Consider the following 24,866-nt stretch of genomic DNA (forward strand, 5'->3'; position numbering starts at 1 on the left):
CCGGGCTGGACTGCCGGCTACTTTCAGCGAGAGATCGCGCCAAAACCCCTTGGGGGGTGTGCCATGAACGTGTTTGTAATTTGAACGCGATGTTGTACCCGAGACGGAGGAAGTGCACCTTTGCCTCTACTTGCGTTGCACGCGCGCGGCCTTTCTAAGTTCGCCGGCAACAAAGGAACCAAACGTATTGGCGATATCCGGAAAGGTCAGGATGTTCGCCTCTGTTACCTGCGCAGGTTTAAGCATCTGACGTTCAATCGCCCGGAGCCCCATAGTGCTCGATGCGACAAACTTGCGGACAAGGTCCTCCCGTTTCTTCTTGTCTGCCGTGTCAAAGTATTCGCGCGCGAGGCGAATCTCTTCGTGTCGACGCTGTTCGGCTGCGGCGTTAGCTGCCGCCAAGTTGGCAGCTACCGCTTTTTGAATGTTGGAATTGGACTCCTGTTGAACCGTCGCCGCGTCAACCAGTTGAGCCTGAATTAACTCAACCTGCTTATCGGCTTCGGACACTCGGTAGTTGTCCGAAAGGGCTTTCATCATGTACCCCGCAGCCGTTTTAATCTTGTCGCCCTGTCGGATTCTCCACCGGGTGTATTCGATGGCCTGTTGAATGCGCTCATCGGTCCACACTGCCCGGTTCTGCGCGATTGTCTCAAACTGCTTTTCGGACAGCGCGAATTCGTTCTGCAGTGTCATGAAAAGCGCTACCGAATTGAGCATATCCGCCTTGGAGGCCACAGCTGCCTCCTTGCGCTTGAGCCTGAAGCGAATCTGGTCTTTCTTTCGCGAACCCGGCGTCCCTGCCCGGGTTTCATACGAGAGCTCGATGTCAGACAGCTCGTTGATTTGGCTCACGGCTGGCTCTAGGTAATCACGCTTGAAGTATTTGAATTCAGCGTTGTTTGCCCATGACTTTCCGGGCAGGTTTCTAACGAGGTCCAGCGGCAGCCACTCCGTTACCGCGTTCGGAACAAATGGCAGGACATGGTCGTAGATTGCGCGCGCATAGATAAGCGTAAATCTCGAGGTGATTAACAGGCTAGTCCAGTAAGAGTTCTGGGGGTCCTTGATGAGGCGTTGCAGCTCAACCGGCACCCTGAATCGAATCCGACCATTTCTGACACTGACGCGGCCTATCAGCTCAAGCCAGTCGCCATCCTCATTTTCGACCACCAAGTCGTGGTCATCCGCCTCATCATCGACTGCCCTGCCCTTTTCCTCACCGCTTTCAACGGACTCTTCCACCATCCGTCCAGCCGAATCGACCGACAAGACTGGCGCGCTTGTCACTTCGAGCATGGAAGATTTGACGCTACGAATGACGCTGGAAAAATGCTTCTTGTTTTTACTGTCATAGCGCATCAGCCATTTGAAAAAGCTGAGGGTGACATCGTAGGCTTCCTGGATTTCAGGTTCCTGCGCGACGATAAAGTAGGCGGCGTCAACGAAACGCCTAGCGGATAGACCGAGGCCAATAATGCGGGCAAAGACCCGGTTCTTTTGATAGCCGATATCCTTGTCAGAGACGGCCTCATTGATAGACCCGCGTGTCGGCGCCATTTCGACGAAAAGGTCAAGCGCATATTGAAGCGGGGTCACTCGCCGTTCGACGCTGCTGGCCATGCCTGTTCCCTGAAAATGCAGCTATTCCTAAGCCAAAATTTCAGCAGACTCTAAGCATATAAAGGTGAGATGTCAATGGATGCGTCTCACCTTTCGCGCCGTCGACGACCGCGGGTACAACATCTCTCACCTTCGGTACAACAAGTCTCACCGTCAATTCAGACACGTGCGCCCAAAACTCTGCGCGGCCGGGATTCCGCCCGCTTATCCACAGAGCTGCCGCCAAATCTCTCACCTCAGGACCGGCTATGGCACCTTCTCTCACCTTCGGGTCCACGGAGTCTCACTTTTTACCCTTCCGATTTCTCACCTGCGAGGTACATTATCTCTCACCTTTGACACATCAACTCTCACCCCACAGGTGTTAACCTGTTGATTTTAAAGGATCCCGATCTTCCCTGTTAGTTTGTTGGTTTGTTTTTTTATAAAACAACCTACAAACGGGTGACCAGTTCATTGCCCTATTGAAAGGGCATGACGCGGATGGTCGCGGACAGGCGCTTCGGCAAGATACGACCGGTGATTGCTAATTGGCCGCATCGAATTCGCGGCACAAAAGCAGCCGTCGTCAAGCGCTAGTGAGGCCGGAACAGTCAGCACATCGGCTGCTCGGACCTAGCTGCAGTTGCTCTTCGAAAGGTGAGAGATTTTGTACGCGGGGTCTGGCTTTGAGATTGCACAAGGAACGCACGGTACGAAATCTCCCACCTATTCGCTCGGCCGCCGATGGCCAATGGAAATGCGCTTCCGTGGCGAGCCTCCGTGCATCCGTAGGATGAGAAACTTCGTGCCCAATATGGTGGTGCATGGGCAACTAGGCAAACCAGGTACACAATCTCTCACCTTTAGCTCTGGTTCGTGGTTAGTGAAAGGCGAATGTGAGATGGACACGGTGTGGAGACGCCATTCTCGTGCCGGAGGCCAGCTTTTCTGCCTCGACATGTCTGATTTTTCCTAACTGCGGCAGCAGCCCGATTACTTCGTTTCTTAATACCTTGACCGGAATACGCTCACCTCGGCTCGTGTAGCTCGTCAAAGGTGAGAGATTTTGTACCTGCAATGGCGGAGACTCATCTTCTGTCCGCGCTGGGACTGGGTGAGTGAATATATAGAAAACAGTGGCTTACGGGCGACTCTTCAGAATTCAGACAATGAAACAAGCATGTTTCTGCGTTTTTCCTGTATTCTCCGTTTAGCTTCAATTTTCAGGGAAAACTCAGAAATGGCCAATGTCAGTCAACCGATGCCGATAGACCGAACCGTAACGCTTGAGGAAATCTCCGATTTCGCGGACGTCGTCACCGATTATGCAACTGAATTGCGAGACCAGATTATAGCGCCGCGCCCGCGCAAGGAAGCGCCGGTGTTCACTACGGGAGAAGTCGCCGAGCTATGTGGGTTGACGCGTCAGCAAGTGCAATACCTTGCAACGAAGGGGGACGGTGTGTTGCCGGAGGGGCAGTCGACAGGCACTGGCCGAAGCCGTAGTCGTCTATTTACATTGGTTGAAGCTCGAAACTGGGTACAGAAGGTATCGGACATTTACCAGACGCCGCTGGTAGTCGGTCCGAGTGACTTTGAGGGCAAAGTGATCGTTACCTCACAGCTCAAGGGCGGTTCGGCCAAAACGACGTCAGCTATGTGTCTCGCCCAAGGGCTGAGCTTGCGCGGGAGAAAGGTTGTCGTAGTTGATCTCGACCCCCAAGCTTCCCTTTCGGAGCTGTGTGGCTTGTATGCCGAGAAGGAAGTCTTTGCTGACGACACGGTACTCCCTTATATCTATGACCAGAAGGTAGAGGGCGGCCTACTGGCGAAGGTGCAGAAGACTTATTGGGACGGGCTAGACATCATCCCTGCTCATACTGAGCTAGTCGGTGCGGAGTATCACCTCCCAGCAATGCAGATGAAGATTCCTGGCTTCAAATTCTGGCAGGTGCTGCGCGACGGGCTCGCGCCTTTGCGCAAGCACTACGATTACATCATTCTGGACACGTCGCCGTCTCTTTCGTACCTGAATCTGAACGCCCTGTTAGCCGCGGACGCGATGGTGATGCCCATGGTCCCGGAGAATCTCGACTTTTTCAGCTCACTTTCGTTTTGGCGGCTTTTCTCCGACGTCGCAAAGTCCTTTATCAAATACGAATCCAACAAAAAATATGACTTCGTGTCCGTCCTGCTGACGCGTGTGAATTACAGCACCACTTCCGCGGCTCCTGTCGTCCGCACTTGGGCACAGGGCGCTTACCGGCACTGGCTCTCCCAGTTCGAGGTTCCAGCTAGCTCCGTGATGAGTTCGGGCGCGCTTGCGTTCACTACCGTATTTGACATCAGCAGCTCGCACAGCCAGGCCAAGTCCTTGGCGCGGGTAAGACAGCCGCTCGTCGACTACTGCCGATGGGTCGATGACATGTTCGTCCAACAATGGAGGCCGGCACAATGAGCAACGGCAATATTCGTGACCAGATGCTGGCTAAGACCGCCGGTCTTCGTTCGACGGCGGAAAGAACCCCCGACGTTGGCCGGCGCGCGAGTCGCACAGAGACCGCGCCGGGTATGGCCGGGGCATTGGCGGCCGCGCAATTGAGAGTGCAGGAACTCGAGTCGACGGGCACGTCGTCGCAATTGCCTGTTTCCGCCATCGTCCCAAATCCCTGGCAGCCGCGGCGAGTTTTCAATGAAACCAAACTGTCTGAGCTCGCGGAATCGATTCGCGAAGTGGGGCTCATGCAGCCCATCGTTGTTCGGCGCGTCGAGTCGGCGTACCAGATTGTCGCCGGGGAACGCCGCTGGCGGTCACATAAGATGCTTGGGCTTGAGAATATCAAGACAGTAGTGATCGAATGCTCCGACCAAGACATGATTGTCTTGGCGCTTGTCGAGAATTTGGGACGGGACGACCTGTCTGACTATGAGGTTGCCATCTCCATCCGGCGGTCTGAGACTGAGTTTCCGAGTCGCAAGCGTTTGGCGGAATCACTGGGCCTGTCGCGCACAGGCCTGTACCAGTTTCTCGCGTTTCAAAATTTGCCTGACTTCATCAAGAATGACCTCGATTTGCAGCCTGGTCTTCTCGGTTGCAACGCAGCTGAGGAGGTAGTTTCTGCTCTGAAGAAGCACGGGGCGGACGCTGAATTGGCAGCGCGAGAATTGTGGCCCGACGTGGTGAAAGGCGAGTTAGCCCAAGGCAAATTCGCTCCGGCAATCGCCGCCATGGTCACACGTCGCGCGACCGGGACAGCGGCTCGGGAGCGTCTCATTGAGAAGTTTTTCGCTGGCAAGGACCAAGCTGGAAGCATAACCAAGGACGTCAACAATTTCACGGTCAAAATCAAAACCGCGTCGTTGACCGAGGCGCAAGAGACTCGAATCCGGCAACTCATAAGTGATCTGTACAAGGGTGAGCCTCGCTGACCGTCCGGCGCAGCCGCCATCGAAGAGCCCGCCTCGAGCGGGCTTTTTTGTGCCTGTAGAACGTCGGGTTGGTGTCAGTAATACTGACACAGCCCCCAAACCGAACAACACGCGGTTTCACTTCTGCGGGGCTCACCCGAGTGTCGAGCTGCACGCACCTCCGGTGAACAGCTGCCGTGTCAGTATTACTGACACACTCAAACTGCTGTCGGTGAGCAAACAAAACAGCCAGGCTAAATCCCTGCTGTTTAGAATCGCGGGGGTGTGTTGATGTCTGGCCGTCCGTCGCGGCACTGCCCCCCATCGCGAAGCGGTCCGCGCGATCGGCCGCCGACGGGCCGCTTTTTTCGCTTCAATGCCGCTAACTCCTGTTAGCGGCATGGCCATGGGGACGGCAGATAGTACGGCCTGCTCAGCCGTTTTCGGCCGGATCAGGTTGGCGATGCGGCGGCAGCGTCATTCAGCGCCGCCTCAAAAAACCGCTCGACCGCGCGGTACTGCCGGACCGCGTCGCCCTTGGTGTAAAGGGTCGTCGTGCCGAGACTGGCGTGGCCCAGGCCCGTCTGCACGTCCCGCAGGTCGCCGCCCGCGTCGAGCGCGTGATTCGCATGCGTGTGGCGCAGCCAGTGTGTGCTGGCCCGTTTCAGGTCCGCCGCGGCGCCAGGGTAGGTGGGCGCGAGCGCGTCCGCGGCCCGTTTGAAGATGGCTTTGTACAGCCGGGCGAGCGCATCGGGCGACAGGGGCTTGCCGGTTTTGAGATGGGCGATCAGCGGCGTGCCGCCGGGCGCGGTCTCGAGCGTGCAGGGCGTCGGCCGCAGCTGCAGCGATGCCGCGAGCGCCTCCATCAGCCGGTGCGGCATCGGCACCTGCCGCTCCCGCTTGCCCTTGCCCATGACCCGCAGGGTCCAGGCGTCCTCGAGGGCCGCATCCAGTGCCTTGCGCGACAGTGCGCCGGTGGTGGCGGTGGCCAGCTCGGTGCGGCGCAAGCCCGTCGCATACGCCAGCAGCAGCGCGAAACAGTCCCGCTGGTCGGCGGCCGAGGCGCCGGGCAGGTTCAGCGGCCGGCTGACGGTCTGCAGCACAAACCGCCATTGGGCGTGCGTGAGCGTGCGCCCGGTCACGTCGACCAGCGGCTTCGCACTGTCCACTTTCTGCAGCCCGTGAAACGGGTTCACCCGCAGGTAGTGCTCCTCCACCAGCCAGCTGCACATGGCCGACAGGATCTTTCGGGCGGTTTCCCGGCTCGCGGGCGGTAGCTTCTTGGCGAACGGCCGCCAGGCCGGGTCGAACCGCTCGGCCTTGCCGTTGCCAATCCACCGCCCGGCCGGCTGCGGGTCGGCCAGAAAGCCGTTGATGTACTCGCGGCAGTCCAGCGTATTGAGCGACGACAGTGGCTTGCGCCGCACGATGATCGCCCACAGCAGCAGCCGCTCGGCTTCGCGCCGGTAGGCGCGGGCGGTGTGCGCGCTGCGCTCGCCGCGGATCGCGATCCACGCGTTGACGGCGTCCAGGTCGGTGGCGAGTTCCGCCTGGTGGGCGGGCACGGGCGCCCGGTTCAGGCCCTGCGATCCATCCAGTTCGGGCGGTACGCGCAGCGACTCCAGTGGCGCCACGTCGGCGCTGACGGCCGGCCGGGTGAGCACCGGATGGCCCACGGCGAGCTGCCGGCGCGGCGTGGTCGCCAGCGGCGAGAGGATGCAGTGCAGCGAGCGCGCGTGCAGATCCAGCCAGTCGATGATGCGCTGCGCGCCCTTCGGACCGAGCCTAGGCACGGCGGTGTACCAGCGCTGCCGGCGGCGCTGGATCAGCGCGAGCAGGTCGGTGAGGGTGGTCAGTCCCGCTGCGGCGAGGCGCGCCGCGACCGCCGGCTCGAACCAGCCGTCGAGCGGGTGCTCGGGCGCAGGATCCTGAACCAGCGCGCGTTCCATTCGCTCGAGCGCCGCGGCCTGGCGGGCGCGCAGTCGCGCATTGCGGGCGATTTTCCGGTCAAGGGCGGGCGAGGGCGGGGGCGGAAAATCGCCCCGGTACAGCGCGATGAGCTCCGCTTCGCCGTAGACGGCGTCCGGATCCACCTGCGCGCGGTACGCCTCGAGCGTCGGCACGTCGTCGCGGCCGTGCAGCTCGGCGAGCGGAATGCTGCCGGGTTTAAGCCGCAGCAGGTGAGCGGCCTCGACGTCGCGCGCGCGACGGGCCGCGACTGCCAGCGCATCGCGCAGTGTCGCGACCAGCCGGCGCGTGACACGAACGTCCGAACCCGGTTCGCCGTAAGCGGCATGGAGCCCTTCAATCGGGGCACCTTCCAGCCAGCCTCTGTACAGTGCGAAATGCTGCCGGGTTAGCCGTCGGATGGATGCGTTCAAGGCTAGTCTGCCTTTCTGGTAGCTGCCGGGGGACGAATCTCGCCTTTCTCAAGCAGATACGCTGAGCGGTCGTCGAGGTCGTCAGGACGCAGTTTCATCCAGGCATTGGATATCCAGCGTGGCCAAGGCGAGAACACGAGCCGTTCGAGAAAGTGCCGAGCGAGTGCAGCATGCTCCGCGCAGAGTGCCCAGTCCGTATAAAGGCGCTGGTGACGCAATTCGAGACCTTTCGGTTCGCTCGGCACGGTTTTCAGTGAAGCCATCGCATCCTCAAACTGCCGGTGGACCATCTGGCACTGAAACAGGTGGCTGTACAGGCGGGCATCGAGATCGGAAAGCTGCCCGATCGCGGGCGTGTGCAGGGCGAACACGCTGGGCCTCCGTTCAGCCAGAAGCCTGAGGGTATCCACAACACGTGCGGCCGCAAAGAACGCGCGCGCCTGCTCCGGCGTGTTTGCGTCTGGTGGAGGACCGAGCCGGTGTAGAAGACTTTGGCCTGCCGCATCGAGTTGCTGGAGGTCCGGCAGCACCATGCCGGCGGCAATGCGCTGTTCGCGGCGGCGCTGCGATCGCGCGACGATCAGGGCGCCGGCCACGCCGAGCACGCCACCGATGGCCGCGCCGAGCAGCGTCTGCCAGTGATCGAGCAGATCGATCCAGCCTTCGGGCGCCGCGGCCGGTAGCGCCACGGGCAAGCACATGCGCGCGGCGTTCGCCGTCAGTTCGTAGAGCATCGCGCTCATGTTCACTTCCTTGTTGTCGGTCGTCGCGAAACCGCCCGCTGGGATGCCGGCGCAAAGCCTTGCCGGGCGGGCATTCCAGCGAAGCGTAGCGGAGCGCGTCGAATCTGCCAAGCAAATTCGCCATTCGTGATAACTGGAGTTATCAGATGTGGCGATTTTCTGACCGGTCGGGTTTTCACCCTCGCCAGCGCCAGGGAGTTCGTGCGAAGCAGGGCAGGGCAATTCGCATCGCCGGCGCGCCATCGGCAACCGTGGAACTGCCCGGAGTGACGGGAGGAGGTAGGGGATGGACCGGATTGCCCAGTGGGGCTGTCCCTTGGGCAAAGGGACGGGTTGCCAGTATCGCCAGTACTGGCGACAACAGGGCCGCCACCTGCATAGGGGAGCAGAGCGGGGCTCGACGCGATCGTGAGCGGGAATAGTGCGACACCGCTCGATATGCCGCTTCTTCGATCTCGTTCGACCGGCCGGCGCGCGGCGCGAAGGAATTGTCATGCCTCGACCGCTGCGATGATCCGGATTGCCGCAGGCAGGTGTGTCGCGCGGAAAGAGTTCGGACGCATTCACGGCGGCCTAATGGTGGCTCCGTCGGGGCGCTACAACCGCCGGTTGAAAAACTGCGGTCCTGCCTTCATAATGAAGCCATAGCGGCGCTGCGGTTTAAATATGCCCGGATCACCTGCGACAAATTGGCGTCGGCGATCGTAAGCGTACTGTGAGTACGTCAGGTCCGGGTACCGCACCTTTTCCAGTAGCCTCCTTCGGGAGGCTATTTTTATTATGGGCACTCTGATTTGGGCGTAACGATTTACCTCGACGAAAGCGGGTGCCTGGGCTGGAAACTGGACGCGCCTTACCAGCGGGGTGGTTCGAGCCGCTTCTTCACGCTGGCCGCCGCGATCATCCCGGACGGTGCGGAGCCCGTTCTTGAACGCGTCGTGCGCGGGGTCTACAAGCATCGGGGCCGCTCGGCGCACAATGAACTTAAATCCGTACAGCTTTCGTCGGGTGAGCGGATGGCTTTCGCCGGCGAACTCGCGAAGATCCGCGCGAAGCGTCCGGACATCCGTTTCGTCACGATTACTGTCCGCAAGGAAAAGGCGAACAGCGCGTTCCGACGCTCGCCCAACGGCCTCTACAACTTCATGGCGAAGCTCCTGCTGCTTGAGGTCATGAGCGAATACGATTCGGTATGCTTCATTCCGGACGCCCGTTCCCTGAAGATCGAACTCAAGCATTCACTGCACGAGTATCTCTGCACCGAACTCGCGGGCTGCGGCGCCGAGACCATGCTGCAGACCACGCCGTGGGAAAGTAGGGACAGTTTTTCCCTACAGTTCGTCGACTGGATGGCGGGTATCGTCTGGGCGCATCATGAGCACCGCAACGGCGACGCCTACAAGTCGGCATCGCCGAGTATTGCGCAGCGCTGGCTGTTCTTCTAACCGCCATGCGCGGCTCCCCGCGGCAGTCAGGAACGCGCTCGATGGGCGAGGCCTGCGAGGTGTGCGGTTCGAATCTCGCTGATCGACCGCCCTCAGACATTCGAACCCCAAGCATCCAATGGGTGCTCTTAACTTAATTGCAGCCGCTGCGGCAGTTCGACTCACCGGTGCCACCTCGATACGGCTGCAGCGAAGGATCAAGCCCCACCTTCCCATTGCAAAATTTGATATCGGCAGCGACGCGCGCCGACAGGGAAAAATCTTACCGCCTCGTTACGCGCACCCTTAAAATAGACAAAAGTCCCAACGGCTCAAGGACATGACAACAAACGAAGCGTTTTCCCGGGTGATGATCGACGCCATGCTGGCGGATCAGGGTTGGAAGACCACCGACCCGACGCAGGTGCGGTACGAGGTGGTGATGACCGACGGCACGCGTGCCGACTACGTTTTATGCGACCGGCATGGGCGTTCGCTGGCTGTCGTCGAAGCCAAGCGCTTCACGACGAACCCGGCAGACGCGGCGGCGCAGGCAAAGCGCTACGCGGAGCACCTGAAAGTCCCGTACATCTTTCTGACGAACGGCGCCGAAGTCCTCTTTTGGGAATGGCAGCAGCAAGCCTATCCCCATCCAGTGAAGACGTTCTTCAAGCAAGACGACCTTGAACGTCGCTTTGCGAGCCTGACCGTCCGCAAGGAACTGCTGTCCGTGCCGATCGACCAGAAGATCGTGGAGCGGGATTACCAGATCAAGGGCATCGACAAGCTCTGCGCGGAAATGCAGCAGGGCCGGCGCAAGTTGCTGGTCGAAATGGCGACCGGAACCGGAAAGACGCGGACGGCAGCCGCCCTGATAAAACGGGTCTTCGAGGCCAACGCGGTGACGCGCGTGTTGTTCCTAGTAGACCGCATCCCGTTGGCGAAGCAGACGGAAGACGCGTTCGCGGAACACCTGCCAGACTACCCGGCGTACGTCCTGCGCGCGGGGCGCCGGTTCCAGGACGAGAAGCGGATCACCGTGACGACGTTGCAAAGCATGATCAACGTCTACACGGAGTATTCGTCCGGCTACTTCGATCTGATCATCTCGGACGAGTGCCACCGGAGCATCTACGGGCAATGGTCCGGCGTTCTCAAATACTTCGATGGCGTGCAGATTGGCCTTACGGCCACGCCCTGCGTCGCCAATCTCGACGACGCGCAGGCCGACGAGGAAGACAAGCAGTTCGTGCGGGACACGCTGCGGTTCTTCGAGGTCGATAAGCCGACCGTCTCTTACAAACTGAAAGACGCCATTCAAGACGGCTGGCTCGTGCCGTATCAGGTCTACGCGGCGAAAACCGTGAAAACGGCTGCGGAAGGCGGGTTCGAAGTGCATCGCAAGGATCTCGATTGGGCCACGATGGACGACGAGACCTCCGCCGAGTTCGAGCAACTGTTTGCGAGCCGCGGCCCGATCATGATCGACCCGGCCGCGCTCGAGCGCCGTTTCACGATCCCCGAACGCAACCGCGCGATCGTCCGCGAGTTCCGCGACGTGTTGCAGAACGGCTTCATGGACCACAAGGGCGTGCTGCGGATGCCGCTGATCGGCAAGACCATCGTCTTCGCCGTCAACAAGAAGCACGCTGAGACGTTGGCGAACCTCTTCGACGCCGAGTTCGCGGACAAAAAGCCGTCGCCGGACGTGCGCATCGCTGATTACGTGGTGTCGGGCGCAGGGCCAGACGACACGGTCGACGCGATGGCGAAGATCAAGCGGTTCAAGAAAGAGAAGTTCCCGCAAATCCTTGTGTCGGTAAATATGCTCGACACGGGTTTCGACTGCCCGGACGTCGTGAACCTGGTATTCGCACGCTTCACGCGTTCCGCGATCCTGTACCAGCAAATGCGCGGTCGCGGCACCCGCAAGGCGAAGAACAAGCCGGTCTTCACAATCTTCGACTTCGTGGGCGTGGTGGCGTACCACGGCGACGAGGATGCGGTCGGCGAGGGGGGCATCGTGATATCGAAGACGCCGCAAACGAAGAAGTACGAGCCGACGCACCTGCTGTCGCTGGACGTGGACGATCACATCGACCCGACCACGCGCGAGTGGATCACCATGGACGAAGACGGGAACATGCAGTTCCCAGAGGTCTCGCAGCAGCGCGCCGAAGAACTGGGCGCCCGCTTCGAGGCGTGGCGGTTGCAGCAGACCGTGAAGGCAGAACAGGACCGCTGGCTGCGCATCCTCGGCGCGCAGATCCGCGCCAACGCCGACGACCTCACGGAGTTGCTACCCGAGCACTTCGCCTTCTTCCATACCTTCAACCAGATGGGTGGCTTGAAAGAAGCGCGACGGGTGTTCGGTGGCGGCGACGCAATCCAAGCTTTTCTCGACAGCCTGAACACTGCGCTCTTCAACGAGCCTTTGCCCAAGGACGACGGCGGTGACGCGCCGCAGCCCACCGCACACTGATCAAACATCGTTTTAAGGTAGGACATGCCTCTCACACCCAACATGCGTCGGTCGATCGACCAGATCCGCGATTACCTCTACGGCGGCGGTTATCCCGATCCTGTGTCGAACGCCGAACAACTGTCGTTCCTGTTTTTCTTCTACCTCGTCGAAGGCATCGACAGCGACAACCAGATGAAGGCGCGGGTCATGAAACGCCCGTACCAGAGCCTATTCAGCGGAGACTGGAACGTCAAGAACCCGCTGAACGCCGACAACGGTCAGACGGTCATCCCGCGTGACCGGTTCAAATGGTCGGTGTGGGCGAAAGCGATGTCGGGCGAGGCGCTGGTGCGCTTTGTGCGGGATGAGGTTTTCGCGTTCTTCGCCGAGATGGGCGAGCGCAGCGCCACCAACTTCATGGATGTCGCGCGTCTCTCGATCGTCGATCCGACGGTGCTCACGCAGGTCGTGAACCTCGTTGACAACTTGCGCCTCGACGACGCGGACGCTGACACCAAGGGCGACCTCTTCGAACACGTTCTCCGGCAGATCCGGCAGGCCGGCGAACTTGGACAGTTCCGCACGCCGCGGCATGTCATTCGCATGATCACCGCGATCGTTGATCCGAAGATCGGCGAGACGGTCTACGATCCCGCCGCTGGCACGGCCGGCTTCCTCGTCGCCGCCTACAACCACATCCGGCTGGCGAACTCGTCCGAGAACACGATTCAGGATGTCGAACTCGACGGCAAGGTTCAACGTCGCGGTATGGGTGATCGCTTGTCCGCCGCGCAGAACTCCGCCTTGCAAACCGGCACGTTCTACGGCAACGACGTGGACCCCAAGATGGTCCGCCTGGCCACGATGAACCTGACGCTGCGCGGCCTCCCCAACGTGCGGGTTCTGCTTCGTAACGTGCTGACGACTTCCCTCGACGCGGCGAAGCGCGAAGAGCTTTCGTTGCCTGCGGACGGCTACCAAGTCATCCTGGCGAATCCTCCGTTCTCCGGACGCGTGGACAAAGACCGCGTTGTCGAGGACGTAAAGGTCGGAAACAGTACCGCGACGGAACTGCTGTTCCTCAAATACATGATCGACAGTCTGCGGACAGACGGCCGTTGCGGAGTCATCGTTCCGGAAGGCGTCCTCTCCGGTTCAACGTTGGCGCACCGCGAACTGCGGCGCCAACTGATCGAGAACAATCGCGTGGAGGCAGTGATCTCTCTTCCTGGCGGCGTGTTCCAACCGTATTCGGTCGTCAAAACTTCGGTGCTGATTTTCCGCAAAAGCGGTGCGACGCAAAACGTCCTTTTCTACCACGTCGATAACGACGGCTACAAGTTGGACGCCAACCACGACCAGCCGATCGTGCATGATGACCTGCCCGACGCCGTCGACACGTATCGCGATCGCGCCACGCGACTGACGACGTGGAAAGAGCGCGAGGCGACGCAAGAGTGGACCGCAAAATGGTGGTTCGCCGATACCGCGGCGATCAAAGGTGCCGATTTCAACCTTTCCGCCAGTCGCTACCGTCCAGCGAGCCAGACAGCGGCCGAGCACCGCGATCCGCTGGAATTACTGGACGAACTGGCAGCGATCGAAACAGAGATCGTCGAAGAAGTGGCCGCACTGCGCGCAGCGTTGGGAGAGATGTCCCAGTGAGCGAGCAAATGAAGTTGCGCGACCTAGTGACGGTCGCCACGGGTACGATCAACCCGACGAAAGAGCCGGAGCGGCGCTTCACCTACGTGGACGTCGCCTCGGTCGATAACATCGCAAAGGTCATCCGAGACCCCAAGATCATCGCCGGCAGCGAGGCGCCGACTCGCGCTCGCAAGGCGATCCGCGCTGGCGATGTTCTCGTCTCGACAGTACGCCCGAACCTGAACGCGGTCGCTATGGTTCCCGACAACCTCGACGGCGAAGTTGCGAGCACGGGCTTCTGCGTGCTACGAGCAAAGGAAGACGTCTCGTCCCGATACCTCCTTTTCTTCACACGCTCGCAGCGCTTCATCATAGGCCTGCAGGCGCTGGTCGCGGGTGCGCTCTACCCGGCTGTGACCGACGGACAGGTGCTCGATCAGGAGCTACCGCAGCGAAGCGCGCCGGAACAGAACCAGATCGTTGAGCTTCTGTCGCGGGCCGAAAGCATCGTGCGCTTGCGCATCGAGGCGCAACGCCGGGTTGCTGATCTGCTGCCAGCCACCTTTGCCAAGATGTTCGGCGATCCGGCAACCAACCCGATGGACTGGCCAATGACGACCATCGGCGAACTGCTCAGCAACGCGGACTACGGAAGCAGTGCAAAGGCGCACACCGATCCCGTCGGCTTGCCGATGATCCGCATGGGCAACGTCACGTACGAAGGTGCTCTGGATCTCAGCGATCTGAAGTACGTCGAGTTGGGGCCGGAAGACGTTGAACGGTTCGGGCTGCTGGAAGGTGACATTCTCTTCAACCGGACCAACAGCAAGGAGCTTGTCGGCAAGACGGGCCTTTGGGACGGCATGACCGAAGCGATCGTTGCTTCGTATTTCATCCGCCTTCGGGTGAACAGGTTGATTGCCTATCCGACCTACCTGTGGGCGTTCCTGAACTCGCCGCACATGAAGCGTGTGCTGTTCGCGACGGCGCGTGGTGCCGTCGGACAGTCGAACATCAACAGCAAAGAGTTGAAGGCGTTTCCGATCCCGCGTCCGCCCATCGACCTGCAGGAGAAGTTCGACGAGCACTGCAAAGCCCTGACCGACCTGGCGGCTCAGCAGCGCACGGCGCTCGAAAAAGCCGAGGCCACCTTTCAAGCATTGTTGGCGCGCGCCTTCCCAAGCTGAGTATGGCATGATCGCCACCAACTTCTACGCTGGGCTGACCGGCTTGAAGTTGCCGCCCAGCCAGCGCGGCCAGTTTCATGCATGCAGAGCAATTCGATGTTAGCAGCAGACGAAAAAAATCCCCGCCGAAGCGGGGACGTGAATCAACGGTTTAGTTGGTTTTCTTGAAAAGAGACCAAAGCTCAACCGCTATCCCTACGAGATGGATAACCATCTCCAGAATTGCGAGAGTCATTTTTCTTAACCTCGTCGTGACGCGGGCCATCATGCGAGCTACGTTTTTCCCATCAAGTTACTCAGGGCGTGCATGCCGTATCTGTCCCACGGTGAGCCGACATGGTAGTCCAGCCGAACGATGCTGTCGATTTAAGGTGACCAGTCTTGGCGCACAACGGCATAGCGAGTCGGCAGCCTGCAATTACAAGACGAATCACCACTCCTCTTTCGATGTCTCTTGATAATGCTTGGTGAGCAGATCAAGAACAAACTGCGATGCCGTCTCCGTGTATGCTGCATCGACGGAGATTAAGCCCGTCCGGGTTAGTTCGACGGCATGAGCCAATGAGCCGAATGGCCGGTCGACGCGAATCTTATCGACTGTTACGTCATTGCTGGGGAAGAAGCGTTTCAGGTCAGCCGCAGCGTTTTTGGTCGAGACGACGTCAACCTTAGCCACCGAGTCCTCAGTCAACTTTAATTGAGACGCTTTGATACGCGTCAAGCGCGCCGTGATTGACGACCTCCGTAACACAGCGAAAACATCCAACACCGGAATATCAACCTCGGACACCGTGACGCCCGGTGCAGTGTTGGCGAGAGCGGCGACCAAGGTGCGAAGGGAACGCGGTGGCGAATTCACTTCCATAAAGTATCGAGTGGTATCTCCTGCGGAGAATACATACAGCTGAAACTGGATTGATGAGTATCTCGTGGTCTCGACACTAGTGCTTACTCCATACGGATCAGTGATCACCTCTACGGAAGCGATTTTCTCGATAAACCTTAAGCCAACCTTCTTCCCATCACGAAAAGAAAGATCGAAACCGTACCCAACCCGCTCGTTGAACTGGGCAAGTCTCACCAAATCCACTATTTTTTTGTGGGTGCATTCGATTTCTATTTTGAGCCACTTTGCTTTGTTCATTGCCACCCCTTAAAGGCCAGCCAACGTAGTGCGAGCGGCAGCTTCAACGACTTTGCCCAAGCGATATTGTTCGTCGTTTGTAAGCCCGCTTCTGGTTGACGCAAACTCCATCCCATCCACGTGTCTATAAAAGCCTCTTGGCAAATAAACAAATCCGGTACAGTCGTCGGGCGAAGAGAATTGCGCTTCAAATTCATAGAGATCGGAATCGAACGAAGGACTTCTTCCAGTCCATACCATTCGACTAATGTAAAACCCCTTTTTCGCCAGAAGCTGAAGCTCTTTAGACTGAAGTACCCCTTGGCCCTTTAGCGATGCCTTCGATATATGAATGCCTGTCTGGACAGGCTCAGCCTCATCGTCGTCATCATCACCGGAGCTTGGATCGGGCTTTGATACATAGACGTCCGTCACGTCGTGCAAATTATAGCCAACCATCGCTTTCGCGAGATTAATAAAGAAATCAGATTTTTGCTTCGCGGAAAATGTGGGTGGCAGCTGGATATCGGTGAACTCAAGCGATTCGCCGCTCTTTTCACTAGCGATCGAAGCAAGCTTACCGATCCATTCATGCACATCGTCGTTGTGCGGTCCATGAATGACAAGGTCACTTCCTTCTCGTTGTACCGAAATAACAGCCGTACGGCTCACGACTTGCCGAAACTCGCTTTTGTTGAATTGAAGTTTTTGATATTTAATCTCTATATCCAGGCGATTGCCCTGTGTCGCGTAGACTTTCACAACAGCACCGTCCTTTTCCAAATCTGCCTTCAATTCATGCGCACTATTCTCGAAAGTTGAAATACTCACCTGCGACTCAATTCTGGTACTTGCAAGCTTTTCGTGATGGACGGAGCTTCCGAAAATCCTGGCCAGGCGCTGATAGTCGTTAAAATCGTGCGTCAAACGTGAGAAGTGGAATGCAAGGCTTTTTCGACTGGAATCTTTGGAGATCAATACCCCTCTCGTTAGAAACAGATCACGGAGGTCCGCGTTGGTGACGGTTTTTTGGCTAAGCGCGTCATTGATTGATTTGTCGCTTGCGCTGAATATTGTACCGTTTCGCATTATCTCTCCCACCCAATATTTGTTTTCGAGAACGAGTATCTATAGATTTCAATTAGTTCGATTTCTATTGATTCCAGTCTGTTGAGTTTGATTTTATCAAAGCCCCATTCCTGCGCGTAGAGCGCAACTGCCCGCTTAAAATTGCTCTTGGGATCAGTGGCAGGCGCGTGATGCGCGACTCTCACCCTGATTTTGTGATGGCCATCTAAAATCTGATATCCGGATAATACATCCAGGAAATACGCAAATTCTTCCGCCGATTCTCCGGGGCGATTATAGTATATGACATATCCCTCAGGATATCGGATTTCTATTTCACCCGATTCTTCATTGAGCTTCTTGATTTGATCGTGTCTGATAATGAGATATGGTCCAGCCATCATCTCTGCAGTAGCCGGTCGCTCATACACAGCACCACTCGCTTTATGTAGCCTCAGATCCGGATAGTAAAACTCATAATTTTTCTCAGGAAACGTACCAGCTGTGTGTAATCTGTGCGCATCGGTGACGACCGTCGTCAAATAGCTAATGAGAGTCGGTTCGAATACGTGAATTACTTGCCCGTCCGCAATGGGCAAAGTTTCCAGTTTAACCGACGTCTTTTCCTTTGCTCCTTGACGCTTTACAGGTGTTGATAGAACGTCGTAAAACTTTTTATCGTACTCGGCGTCATGGTTATAAACAAATAACATCCCACGGACTTCGTAAGGGATATCTCCCATGAGATGATATCGGCCTTGCCACTCCTCGGAAACACGCGCACAATCAATTGTTAAGGCAAGCGATTTTAGAGCCGCATACATCCGATTTGCATCAATGCTATTGCTGGCGTAACTCTTAAGATCCGTATTGAAATAAATTATCTTGTTTAAATACGGATCGACATAGTGAAACACTGCATCGACGGGATGCGTGTGACTATCCTTCCCCGGGGCGTGGGTGGCAGTTTTGACGCAATCGAAATTTAAGTCGGGAAGTGGAATTCGACGCCAGCGAAACCACTCGAATAGCTCATTGGATACGTGCACCGCCATCTTGGCGATGGAACTGGTCTCTCCGGCCAAAGCTCTCTCCATTTAGAATTTTTGATTCGAAGCGATTTTAGCCGAAATGTTGCAGAGCTCGCCTCCCTGTCCTATATGTCGCGCTACGAACAGTTCCATGAGCTCTATCGCTATGGGAAACGCAAAACACTTCGTAGCCTGTCTGGCAGATTTCGGGTTTGAACCGACCTTTCGAATGACGGCACTGCGGGATGAGCAAGTGGCCGCAACTGGCCGAGGCTGTGTCAAAACGGAAAATCGCAAGGTTTTGAAGGGTCGCTTTACCATTGCCGACACTCGCCAAAGCCGTTGTAGGCCTTTCTCGCAAGCCCGTTTGGACAGCGTTCGAATGAAGCGCACGTTTTGACACGGTCTGGACCGCTCAGTGCCTCATGCAAACAGCATGGACGGCTACATCCTCCGCGGTCGCGATCGAAAGCGCGCGACCGGTTTCGGCCATTCGACCCGGCGGCAAGCCGACCTCGGAAGCTAGAGGGCCAATTTTTCGTACAGTGACCCCTACGTGCGCACGCTACTGATACATGGAGCACGTTCAGTAATGCGCCATGTCAAGACGCCGACGTCCTGGCAGAAGGACATCCTGGAGCGACGACCAGCGAATGTTGTGACGGTAGCTCCTGGTCATCCTCCTCGTTCGCTCGCAATCCCTCGTTTTCATCCTCATCCTCGTTGTCGGGCAACATTTTGTTCTCCCTTTCAAAGGGACGACATAGCAGGAAGGCTCGCTGATGATGGCGCAAAAGAGCCGCTCGGTACGCCTTAGATGCATTTTAGCCCCGAGAAACCACCGGCGGCTGCTAGCCTCGTGCGTCGAAGTCCGACCACCCGACCGGGCGACGGCGGCCAAGACCCCATCTACGCTAAAAAGCCGCCGATAACTGCGCGGGCAGACTTGGCAACCTTGTCGGACATTCTCACGCGGTATCCGGCCGCGCGATCATCGGCTGTGACCACGAGAACTGGTGACAGAATTAATATGGCCTACGCTTGAAGAGAATCGGCTGCGGGTCTCAGTACTGATCACTCATCCCCAGCCCTACCGTCGAGTTCCTCGCCATACTGCAGCTTGCGTAGTGCGCTTCTTGTCTCAACGGAGCGATGTTCGGCGGCGATCAACTGATCGAGAAGGCGCATCTGCTCTTCAGCAAACTCGCGAACCCGCTCGCTAGGGTCGGTCAGCCAAGGTCCCAGCAACGCCTTGCGCTCCGCGTAGAGATCGGCGAAGCCATATTCGCCATGTACAACGCCCGTCTCCCGCAAAGCCAATTGAACCTGTTCGAGCAGGGGGTTGCCTGCATTGAGGGTAGCCACGATTTTGCGAGTGAGATCATAGATGCAGGTGCGGCCTGAAAAGGCTCGAAGTACGGAAAGGACGAACGCGAGGTCGCGTTCGTTCCCGCCGTCGATGAGCCTCTCGAGTCGCTCGTTCAGTCCTCCCGCGAGATCGGGAAACAGCGAGGCAAGCAAACGCCCTCCGTCGTAGGTAAAGACCAGCGGGTCGTCGTTGAACCAGGCCCGCGCCCCTTCCAACACCACGTCGGGAACGGCCGCGAGCGGTGAATTAAGTTCGTGGACGGCGAAGGGCACTGCATCATAATTCGGAGGGACGTCACCCAAGCGGGCAAGTGTCTGGCGAACTCCAAGGAACGTCACCACACTTTCTGGCCACTTTTCCGCGATGGTGGCGATTACATTTTCGACTGATGATTCCAGCCTCGGATAGCGAACCAGCGTATCAAGCACAGTGACTGCCTGCGCTTTGTCGAGTGCGCCGATGATTGGGCTCCGATACCACGTCTGCAGGGGCAAGTGGAGCCAACTGAAGTCTCCGCATGTCTCGAGATATCGAAGCGCGGGAAGAAATACAGCATCTACGAGTGTGCCGGGATGATCAGCAAACTGGCGCTCAGCCGCAACGAGCGCGTTGCGCACAGCGATCTGGTCTCCATGCTGGATAGCGCTGTCGAGCGCCCGTTTAAGGACTGTCTCGTCGAACGGATCCGCAAATTGCAGATACCAGGTGATTCGTCGCAGGTGCTCGCCTGCGTTCAGCCACGTGTCGATCTGTGAAAACGCCGTCGCGCGCTCCGTGCTTCTCGTCAGCCCCGTGAGCATGGCCGGCAAAAACCTTGCGAGTGGCCCCTCGGTCCGAGCAATGTAGCCCAGGACGATCGCCGGCTTGGTCTCGCCCAGACGTTCGAGAAATTTGCCAAATTCTGGGAATGTGGCCAGGTCGTCAGATTCAGTACGGGCGTACCGCTTGATTCTGTCGAACCAAGTTTCGGCGGTTGTTTCGTCCACTTCGGCGACAAACCCATCGATCTGTTCAGTCCGGTACTCGGCAGGCTGTGTATAGCGGAAGGCCTCATCGTGCCATGCCGGTTGGAGTACCGAATCGTACCCGACCAGGGTCTTATAGATCACGAAGTCGGTTGTGGCATTAGCAGTATCACGGAAGGCAATTGTCGCGGCCACAAGATCGGCACGCGCTGCAGCGAGTTCTGGAACGTCGCGCAGTGCAGCGGGGAGCTCGACATGGTTCCAGTAGCACCGGTGAATCCAGACCTCGGCTTGCCTGAGTAGTTCGAGGCTCAACGAATCGGCCACCTCGGTTTGAAACTCAATGACCGTGCGCATGTCGTCCATCACCATGCGCTGAAGCTCATTGCTGTACACGCTTTGGTAGGGAAGCCGCGTTCCAGATTCGAGCGCCTGAAGAACGGAGTGACGTTCTTCATCCGTGCGAGCCAGACGGAACTGTTGTTTCAGCAATTCGATCGCCTTCGTCCGGATTGCACGAAGCCGATCGGACGCCACAACGGATCCGGTGTGGAACGTTACCGCGGAAGAACTCGCTGTCGTCCCTCTGATTTCCGTTCCAAGGATTTCAGTTAGCATCGGCGTCAGCAGTGAGTGCAGGGCGATACGCTGTTCTCCGCTCAACGCCTCGATACGCACGAGCAACATCTCTTGCACGACCGAACCATATTGTTGCCAGACCTCGAGCTGATGCCTTGACAGCTCCTTACCTAGTTCAAGCAGTTTCTTCACCTCGCCGCTGTTCGCAGCCTGTCCATAGAGCTTGCACAGCGCATCGAACGTCGAATCGACGTCAAGGTAACGATAGTGTTTCAGGATGTCCGTGGCAGCAAAAACGATATCGCTCGATGTCGTTGCGGGCAGCATCCCGTCGGGAGTCTCTATCTGTTTTTCGGGCGTTGCGCGTGCGTGCTCCACGGCTGCAAGCAAACGCGGGACAACGTCCGGATAGATGGCTTGCAGGTCGTCATAAAAGGGAAGGACGTTGTCCGCAAGTTTCTCGATTGCATCGAGACGCGCGTTGTTGTCGGTTGCCGTAACTATTGCCTCCAGGGCATCGCCATCAAAAAGCGCTTTTCCATCGACAAGTCGCTGAAAATCACTGGCGATTTTCTGGAATTCGTAGCCGGCAGGAACAAGGTACTTCTGGGCGACCTTTTTCATCCTCGCCTTGATGCCGTCGAACGCCTTGCCTCCAAAGTTGGCAAGTTCGGGAGCCTTGTATATTGTGTCGTGCGCCATTTCCGCCCAAGCATGGTTGAGAATGGTCTGGATCTGGATCTCGCAACGCATCCCGGCGAAGTCTGCATACTCCGGGAACGCAATGCGTTCTGGATTCAACGCCACGATATAGTGGTTCGAGGTATAAAGCTCTGTCGCGTCCTCGAGGTCGCGTCGCGGATGGTGGATCTTCACGTCGAGCACTTCGAAGTTCTGCTGGATGATCCCGGAATTGATGAACCGGGTGACATCACTGTTCGTGTAGAAGATTACGCGACAACCCGCAAGATCCTTGATTTCCGTCTCGAGTGTCGTCGTTTCGGCGAGTCTCTGTTGCTGCAGCTTCCGTCGCAGTGAGACGGGTTGCTTGGCGCGCGCCTTCACCAGTTGCATCCGATACTGGTCTCTCTCGGCGTTGATCGCGGCCGTCAGGATAGCCGCCACGGTTGTCGACATCTGCGCATACACGTGCTGCCCATCGCGTTCATATTCTTCGAAATTCATCGACCACTCTCCGTCTCAATGCGGCTTTTCTTCTGCAAAAGTACACGTGTATTACTCGAACTCGAAATTTCCTTGGTTGATTCTTGCCGATATGCTTGTGTGGGGGCTTTGTCATCCCTGTCGTTCGATGCAACGACATCGGCTTGTTTCCGGTCGACGATCCACACCGCAAAGCGGGCCGATGCGTTGCTTCAAAGTTGCCCGTCGTCATGTGGTCAAGCGGTAGGTGTTTGACCGTCATCGTCTGAAACAGCTGGGGCTGCTTTTACCACCACGGAAAACGCTGTGATCTCTCCCCAATCCGGGAACTGGTCCCCCTGCTGCAACCACATGTGGCGAGCGGTGCTATGCATGGCGAGCAGGTATCGATGATAGCGTTCGAAGAACTCGAACAGGTTCAGAGTGTATCGCTGATGCTTGGCATGACCGTTCGACGTGTTGCGTGCTATGCGAAAAGCCTTTGCAAATTCGACCAGCAAAGGGAAGGGTTCGAATGGCCGCTGCCCGTATACAGCCTGATTGAAAGCTCGTCGCATATTCCGTATCGCACGATCAGCATGCGAGGCAATCAACCGATCCACATCATCGCTTTTCGGCTGAAACGACGTATCATTGAAATCACGTTGCGCACACGCCATATTGAACTCGTACAGGTGGTGAATAAATCGGGAATAGGCGTTATAGGCCGTGTAGGCCAGACGCCTGTCATCGCCCCGTGTCATCATCTCCTGACGCAACCGTGCGAACTCGTGTAGAGCGTCGTCGCATCTCAAATACTCGTGGCTGATCGTGGCGCATAGCGCACGGTCGGTATCATCGCCCGGGACGAACTTCATTGGTTGATATCCTCAGGTCGAATGGGTTCGCGATAGTTTGGATGCCCCGGCGTTCGTTCGCCCCGTGCCGCCGCCCAAAAGAATCGAGCGTGATGCGCATAGACGCTCGCTGTATCGGTCATGTCCAGCGACGTCGCGCGCACGATGTTCATAAGGTACTCGATAATGCGGCACGTGTCCTGATAGAAGGCTTCAATCTCGTCATCCGTGGCATTACCGCCCGTCGCCTTCTGCGGCTCTCGCTGACGATGTGCCAAAGAGACATTGCGTTGCCTGAGTAGCTTCGTCATGACCTCTGCGGCCTCACCGTCTTTGGTCGTGTACTTATCGACCAACGCACCCGCGCTTTCGATTTTCTCGGGTAGGTGTCCCCGAAGATGTTCAGCGAGATGGTGAGATAGTGGCGAGTCCCGATCGCACCGGGAAGAAATCAGCGCTTCCATTGCATCGGGCTTTCGCAGTTCGGCAATGATCCGTGCAACGTTAACCGCTTTCTGATGCGTATCCCAGACACGGAGCAATGCAAGTAACACCTCTCGGCGCAAAGCCCATCGAATGATATTGAAGGTGTGCGTGGCGAACGACTCGCCCATGCGCTCCAACAATTCAGTGTTCCGAACGGTTGGCTTCCAAGACTCATGCAAGACGACCGCCGTCGTTACTTCCTGCTCTGCGGTTTCGACCAGTCGTTTTAGCTCGCTTACCCATTCGTCGTCGCTCACCCTGTTCTCCCCGGTTTCAGTGACTTTGTTGCATTTCTCGTGGCGGTGAACTGCGGCAACTGGCCGCACGGAGACTTTCGTTATTGAGCGACGGGCCGACCTGCTTATGTGCACCGAGGCTTGGCCCGATGTCGTTCTCGACTTGCGCTGCTCAGGCCGCCATTCGATGTTCGTAGTAAGGGCGATAGCGGTCGTCGAGAATCGCATACTGCGCCGCGAGATTGTTGGGGTCCGGGCAAAGCCAGGCGTCGATGTTCTCCGGCTTGATGGGAATGATGCAGCGATCATGGCCAGCAGCGACAACCTCGGGTGGTGGTTCATCGGTGATTGCAGCGAACGACAGAAGGTCCGGCTCACCAGGGGCCTGCCAGTGCGACCACAAGCAAGCGAGGAGCATGTCCTGAGCAGGCTGCGGCTTGAACTCCAGGACCACGTTTTCCTCCAGTTCGCCGTCGGCGAGTTCGCGCCCTTCCAGACGATGTCGTTTCACGTTTTCATAGAACGCGTTCGCGACGATCAGACCGTGCGAATACCCAAAGAGTCCCTTCCAGAAGCCTTCCAGGTTGTCAAACCTGGCGTTGTAAAGTCCGGGATATTTCTTGTCGTAGAACGCAGGTTTGCCAGCCGGGCGGCAGTGATATCGCATCGGCTTGATGACGCGCTTGCCGTCTTCCATGACCATCACCGGAGCATAGTTACCGGGGAAAATTCGCGAGTCGCGGTCTTTCAGTTCGGTGCGACGGAGATCGTCGAGCCCGCGCAGCGCCGACTCGATCCTGTTGGTTGCGATCCGTTTGCTTTCAGTGGCCGCCTTCGTCGTCTTGCTCTGCAGGGTGCGTTCTGCGTCGGCGAGTCGCGCGCGCTGTTTGAACAGTTCCTGCTCCAGCTTTGGGACCTGGTCGCGGGTGAACCGGTCAATCGCTTCCTTGATCCGCCGTTCCTCGTCGGTCTGGGGAACCGAGAACGAGGCGTCCATCGCCTTCGGAATTTTGGCGTTGCTGCCCTCTGCGCGTTCCCAGTACAGCTGTGCGAACTCCCGGATGCTCATGTGCGCGCCAAACATCCTGACGTACTTGCGGTAGTCCGCCTGGATCTGGGCTGAATAGCACATGGTGACTCTCCCTGGAAG

The 24,866-nt window shown here is 57.7% G+C and carries 16 protein-coding genes and 1 pseudogene; 7 read left to right on the forward strand and 10 right to left on the reverse strand.

All coding sequences use genetic code 11. The features are described from left to right. Window positions 1-126 precede the first annotated feature (126 nt). Window positions 127-1,623 carry a replication initiation protein gene (locus R8871_RS35390; RefSeq protein WP_175054557.1) on the reverse strand — a complete coding sequence of 499 codons (1,497 nt, stop codon included), beginning with the start codon at window positions 1,621-1,623 and terminating at the stop codon, window positions 127-129. Window positions 1,624-2,845: 1,222 nt separating this feature from the next. Between R8871_RS35390 and R8871_RS35395 the strand changes: the two genes are divergently transcribed. Together R8871_RS35395 and R8871_RS35400 are read left to right on the forward strand one after the other, a co-directional pair. Further along, window positions 2,846-4,063: an AAA family ATPase gene (locus R8871_RS35395; protein ID WP_175054617.1), complete on the forward strand. Its 1,218-nt coding sequence runs from the start codon at window positions 2,846-2,848 to the stop codon at window positions 4,061-4,063. Continuing rightward, on the forward strand, window positions 4,060-5,034 hold the full coding sequence (locus R8871_RS35400; RefSeq protein WP_115783787.1) for a ParB/RepB/Spo0J family partition protein: 975 nt from the start codon (window positions 4,060-4,062) through the stop codon (window positions 5,032-5,034). Before R8871_RS35395 ends, R8871_RS35400 begins: the two co-directional genes overlap by 4 nt. Before the next feature lie 431 nt (window positions 5,035-5,465). Here R8871_RS35400 and R8871_RS35405 read toward each other — a convergent pair whose 3' ends face one another. Together R8871_RS35405 and R8871_RS35410 are read right to left on the reverse strand one after the other, a co-directional pair. After that, window positions 5,466-7,394 (reverse strand): phage integrase family protein, encoded by a 1,929-nt coding sequence (locus tag R8871_RS35405; protein WP_175054558.1) that lies wholly within the window; start codon window positions 7,392-7,394, stop codon window positions 5,466-5,468. A gap of 2 nt (window positions 7,395-7,396) precedes the next feature. Next, window positions 7,397-8,137 (reverse strand): hypothetical protein, encoded by a 741-nt coding sequence (locus R8871_RS35410; RefSeq protein WP_175054559.1) that lies wholly within the window; start codon window positions 8,135-8,137, stop codon window positions 7,397-7,399. 794 nt (window positions 8,138-8,931) lie between these two features. Between R8871_RS35410 and R8871_RS35415 the strand changes: the two genes are divergently transcribed. The 4 genes from R8871_RS35415 (at window position 8,932) to R8871_RS35430 (ending at window position 14,859) form a co-directional block, all read left to right on the forward strand. Then, window positions 8,932-9,582, forward strand: a complete 651-nt coding sequence (locus tag R8871_RS35415; RefSeq protein WP_175054560.1) for a DUF3800 domain-containing protein — start codon at window positions 8,932-8,934, stop codon at window positions 9,580-9,582. A 319-nt stretch (window positions 9,583-9,901) separates the two neighbouring features. Then, window positions 9,902-12,043, forward strand: a complete 2,142-nt coding sequence (locus R8871_RS35420; protein ID WP_175054561.1) for a DEAD/DEAH box helicase family protein — start codon at window positions 9,902-9,904, stop codon at window positions 12,041-12,043. A 42-nt stretch (window positions 12,044-12,085) separates the two neighbouring features. Continuing rightward, window positions 12,086-13,690, forward strand: a complete 1,605-nt coding sequence (locus R8871_RS35425) for an HsdM family class I SAM-dependent methyltransferase (RefSeq protein WP_217468933.1) — start codon at window positions 12,086-12,088, stop codon at window positions 13,688-13,690. Next, window positions 13,687-14,859: a restriction endonuclease subunit S gene (locus R8871_RS35430; protein WP_175054563.1), complete on the forward strand. Its 1,173-nt coding sequence runs from the start codon at window positions 13,687-13,689 to the stop codon at window positions 14,857-14,859. The genes R8871_RS35425 and R8871_RS35430 overlap by 4 nt, the downstream gene beginning before the upstream one ends. Window positions 14,860-15,289: 430 nt before the next feature. On the opposite strand, the gene R8871_RS35435 is transcribed toward R8871_RS35430, so the two are convergent. Genes R8871_RS35435 through R8871_RS35445 form a run of 3 tightly spaced genes read right to left on the reverse strand, consistent with a single transcriptional unit; the run spans window position 15,290 to window position 18,135 of the window. Further along, window positions 15,290-16,003, reverse strand: coding sequence for a hypothetical protein (locus tag R8871_RS35435; RefSeq protein WP_175054564.1), 714 nt, complete (start codon window positions 16,001-16,003; stop codon window positions 15,290-15,292). A gap of 9 nt (window positions 16,004-16,012) precedes the next feature. Further along, the gene (locus tag R8871_RS35440; protein ID WP_175054565.1) at window positions 16,013-17,071 is read right to left on the reverse strand and encodes a hypothetical protein; all 1,059 of its coding nucleotides are present in this window, start codon (window positions 17,069-17,071) and stop codon (window positions 16,013-16,015) included. Beyond that, window positions 17,071-18,135 (reverse strand): hypothetical protein, encoded by a 1,065-nt coding sequence (locus R8871_RS35445; RefSeq protein WP_175054566.1) that lies wholly within the window; start codon window positions 18,133-18,135, stop codon window positions 17,071-17,073. Before R8871_RS35445 ends, R8871_RS35440 begins: the two co-directional genes overlap by 1 nt. A gap of 493 nt (window positions 18,136-18,628) precedes the next feature. Here R8871_RS35445 and R8871_RS38590 point away from each other — a divergent pair. Beyond that, window positions 18,629-18,751, forward strand: a pseudogene (locus R8871_RS38590) (IS110 family transposase); the annotation flags it as partial. 404 nt (window positions 18,752-19,155) lie between these two features. Here the strand turns inward: R8871_RS38590 and R8871_RS35450 are convergent. The 4 genes from R8871_RS35450 to R8871_RS35465 all read right to left on the reverse strand — a co-directional run bounded on the left by R8871_RS35450 (window position 19,156) and on the right by R8871_RS35465 (window position 24,848). Then, window positions 19,156-22,179: a RelA/SpoT domain-containing protein gene (locus R8871_RS35450; RefSeq protein ID WP_175054567.1), complete on the reverse strand. Its 3,024-nt coding sequence runs from the start codon at window positions 22,177-22,179 to the stop codon at window positions 19,156-19,158. Window positions 22,180-22,394: 215 nt separating this feature from the next. Beyond that, window positions 22,395-23,015 (reverse strand): hypothetical protein, encoded by a 621-nt coding sequence (locus tag R8871_RS35455; protein ID WP_175054568.1) that lies wholly within the window; start codon window positions 23,013-23,015, stop codon window positions 22,395-22,397. Beyond that, on the reverse strand, window positions 23,012-23,737 hold the full coding sequence (locus R8871_RS35460; protein ID WP_175054569.1) for an AbiU2 domain-containing protein: 726 nt from the start codon (window positions 23,735-23,737) through the stop codon (window positions 23,012-23,014). Before R8871_RS35460 ends, R8871_RS35455 begins: the two co-directional genes overlap by 4 nt. Window positions 23,738-23,888: 151 nt before the next feature. Next, the gene (locus R8871_RS35465; RefSeq protein WP_175054570.1) at window positions 23,889-24,848 is read right to left on the reverse strand and encodes an SOS response-associated peptidase family protein; all 960 of its coding nucleotides are present in this window, start codon (window positions 24,846-24,848) and stop codon (window positions 23,889-23,891) included. Window positions 24,849-24,866 lie beyond the last annotated feature (18 nt).

Source organism: Paraburkholderia sediminicola, from assembly GCF_902859805.1.
Taxonomy (GTDB): domain Bacteria; phylum Pseudomonadota; class Gammaproteobacteria; order Burkholderiales; family Burkholderiaceae; genus Paraburkholderia; species Paraburkholderia sediminicola.

What these genes read in the sequence shown, in the direction of transcription:
- R8871_RS35455 (WP_175054568.1), bottom strand. Translation starts at nt 23,015, where the DNA reads ATGAAGTTCGTCCCGGGCGATGATACCGACCGTGCGCTATGCGCCACG.
- R8871_RS35400 (WP_115783787.1), top strand. Translation starts at nt 4,060, where the DNA reads ATGAGCAACGGCAATATTCGTGACCAGATGCTGGCTAAGACCGCCGGT.
- R8871_RS35420 (WP_175054561.1), top strand. Translation starts at nt 9,902, where the DNA reads ATGACAACAAACGAAGCGTTTTCCCGGGTGATGATCGACGCCATGCTG.
- R8871_RS35435 (WP_175054564.1), bottom strand. Translation starts at nt 16,003, where the DNA reads ATGAACAAAGCAAAGTGGCTCAAAATAGAAATCGAATGCACCCACAAA.
- R8871_RS35395 (WP_175054617.1), top strand. Translation starts at nt 2,846, where the DNA reads ATGGCCAATGTCAGTCAACCGATGCCGATAGACCGAACCGTAACGCTT.
- R8871_RS35450 (WP_175054567.1), bottom strand. Translation starts at nt 22,179, where the DNA reads ATGAATTTCGAAGAATATGAACGCGATGGGCAGCACGTGTATGCGCAG.
- R8871_RS35440 (WP_175054565.1), bottom strand. Translation starts at nt 17,071, where the DNA reads ATGCGAAACGGTACAATATTCAGCGCAAGCGACAAATCAATCAATGAC.
- R8871_RS35390 (WP_175054557.1), bottom strand. Translation starts at nt 1,623, where the DNA reads ATGGCCAGCAGCGTCGAACGGCGAGTGACCCCGCTTCAATATGCGCTT.
- R8871_RS35410 (WP_175054559.1), bottom strand. Translation starts at nt 8,137, where the DNA reads ATGAGCGCGATGCTCTACGAACTGACGGCGAACGCCGCGCGCATGTGC.
- R8871_RS35465 (WP_175054570.1), bottom strand. Translation starts at nt 24,848, where the DNA reads ATGTGCTATTCAGCCCAGATCCAGGCGGACTACCGCAAGTACGTCAGG.
- R8871_RS35425 (WP_217468933.1), top strand. Translation starts at nt 12,086, where the DNA reads ATGCGTCGGTCGATCGACCAGATCCGCGATTACCTCTACGGCGGCGGT.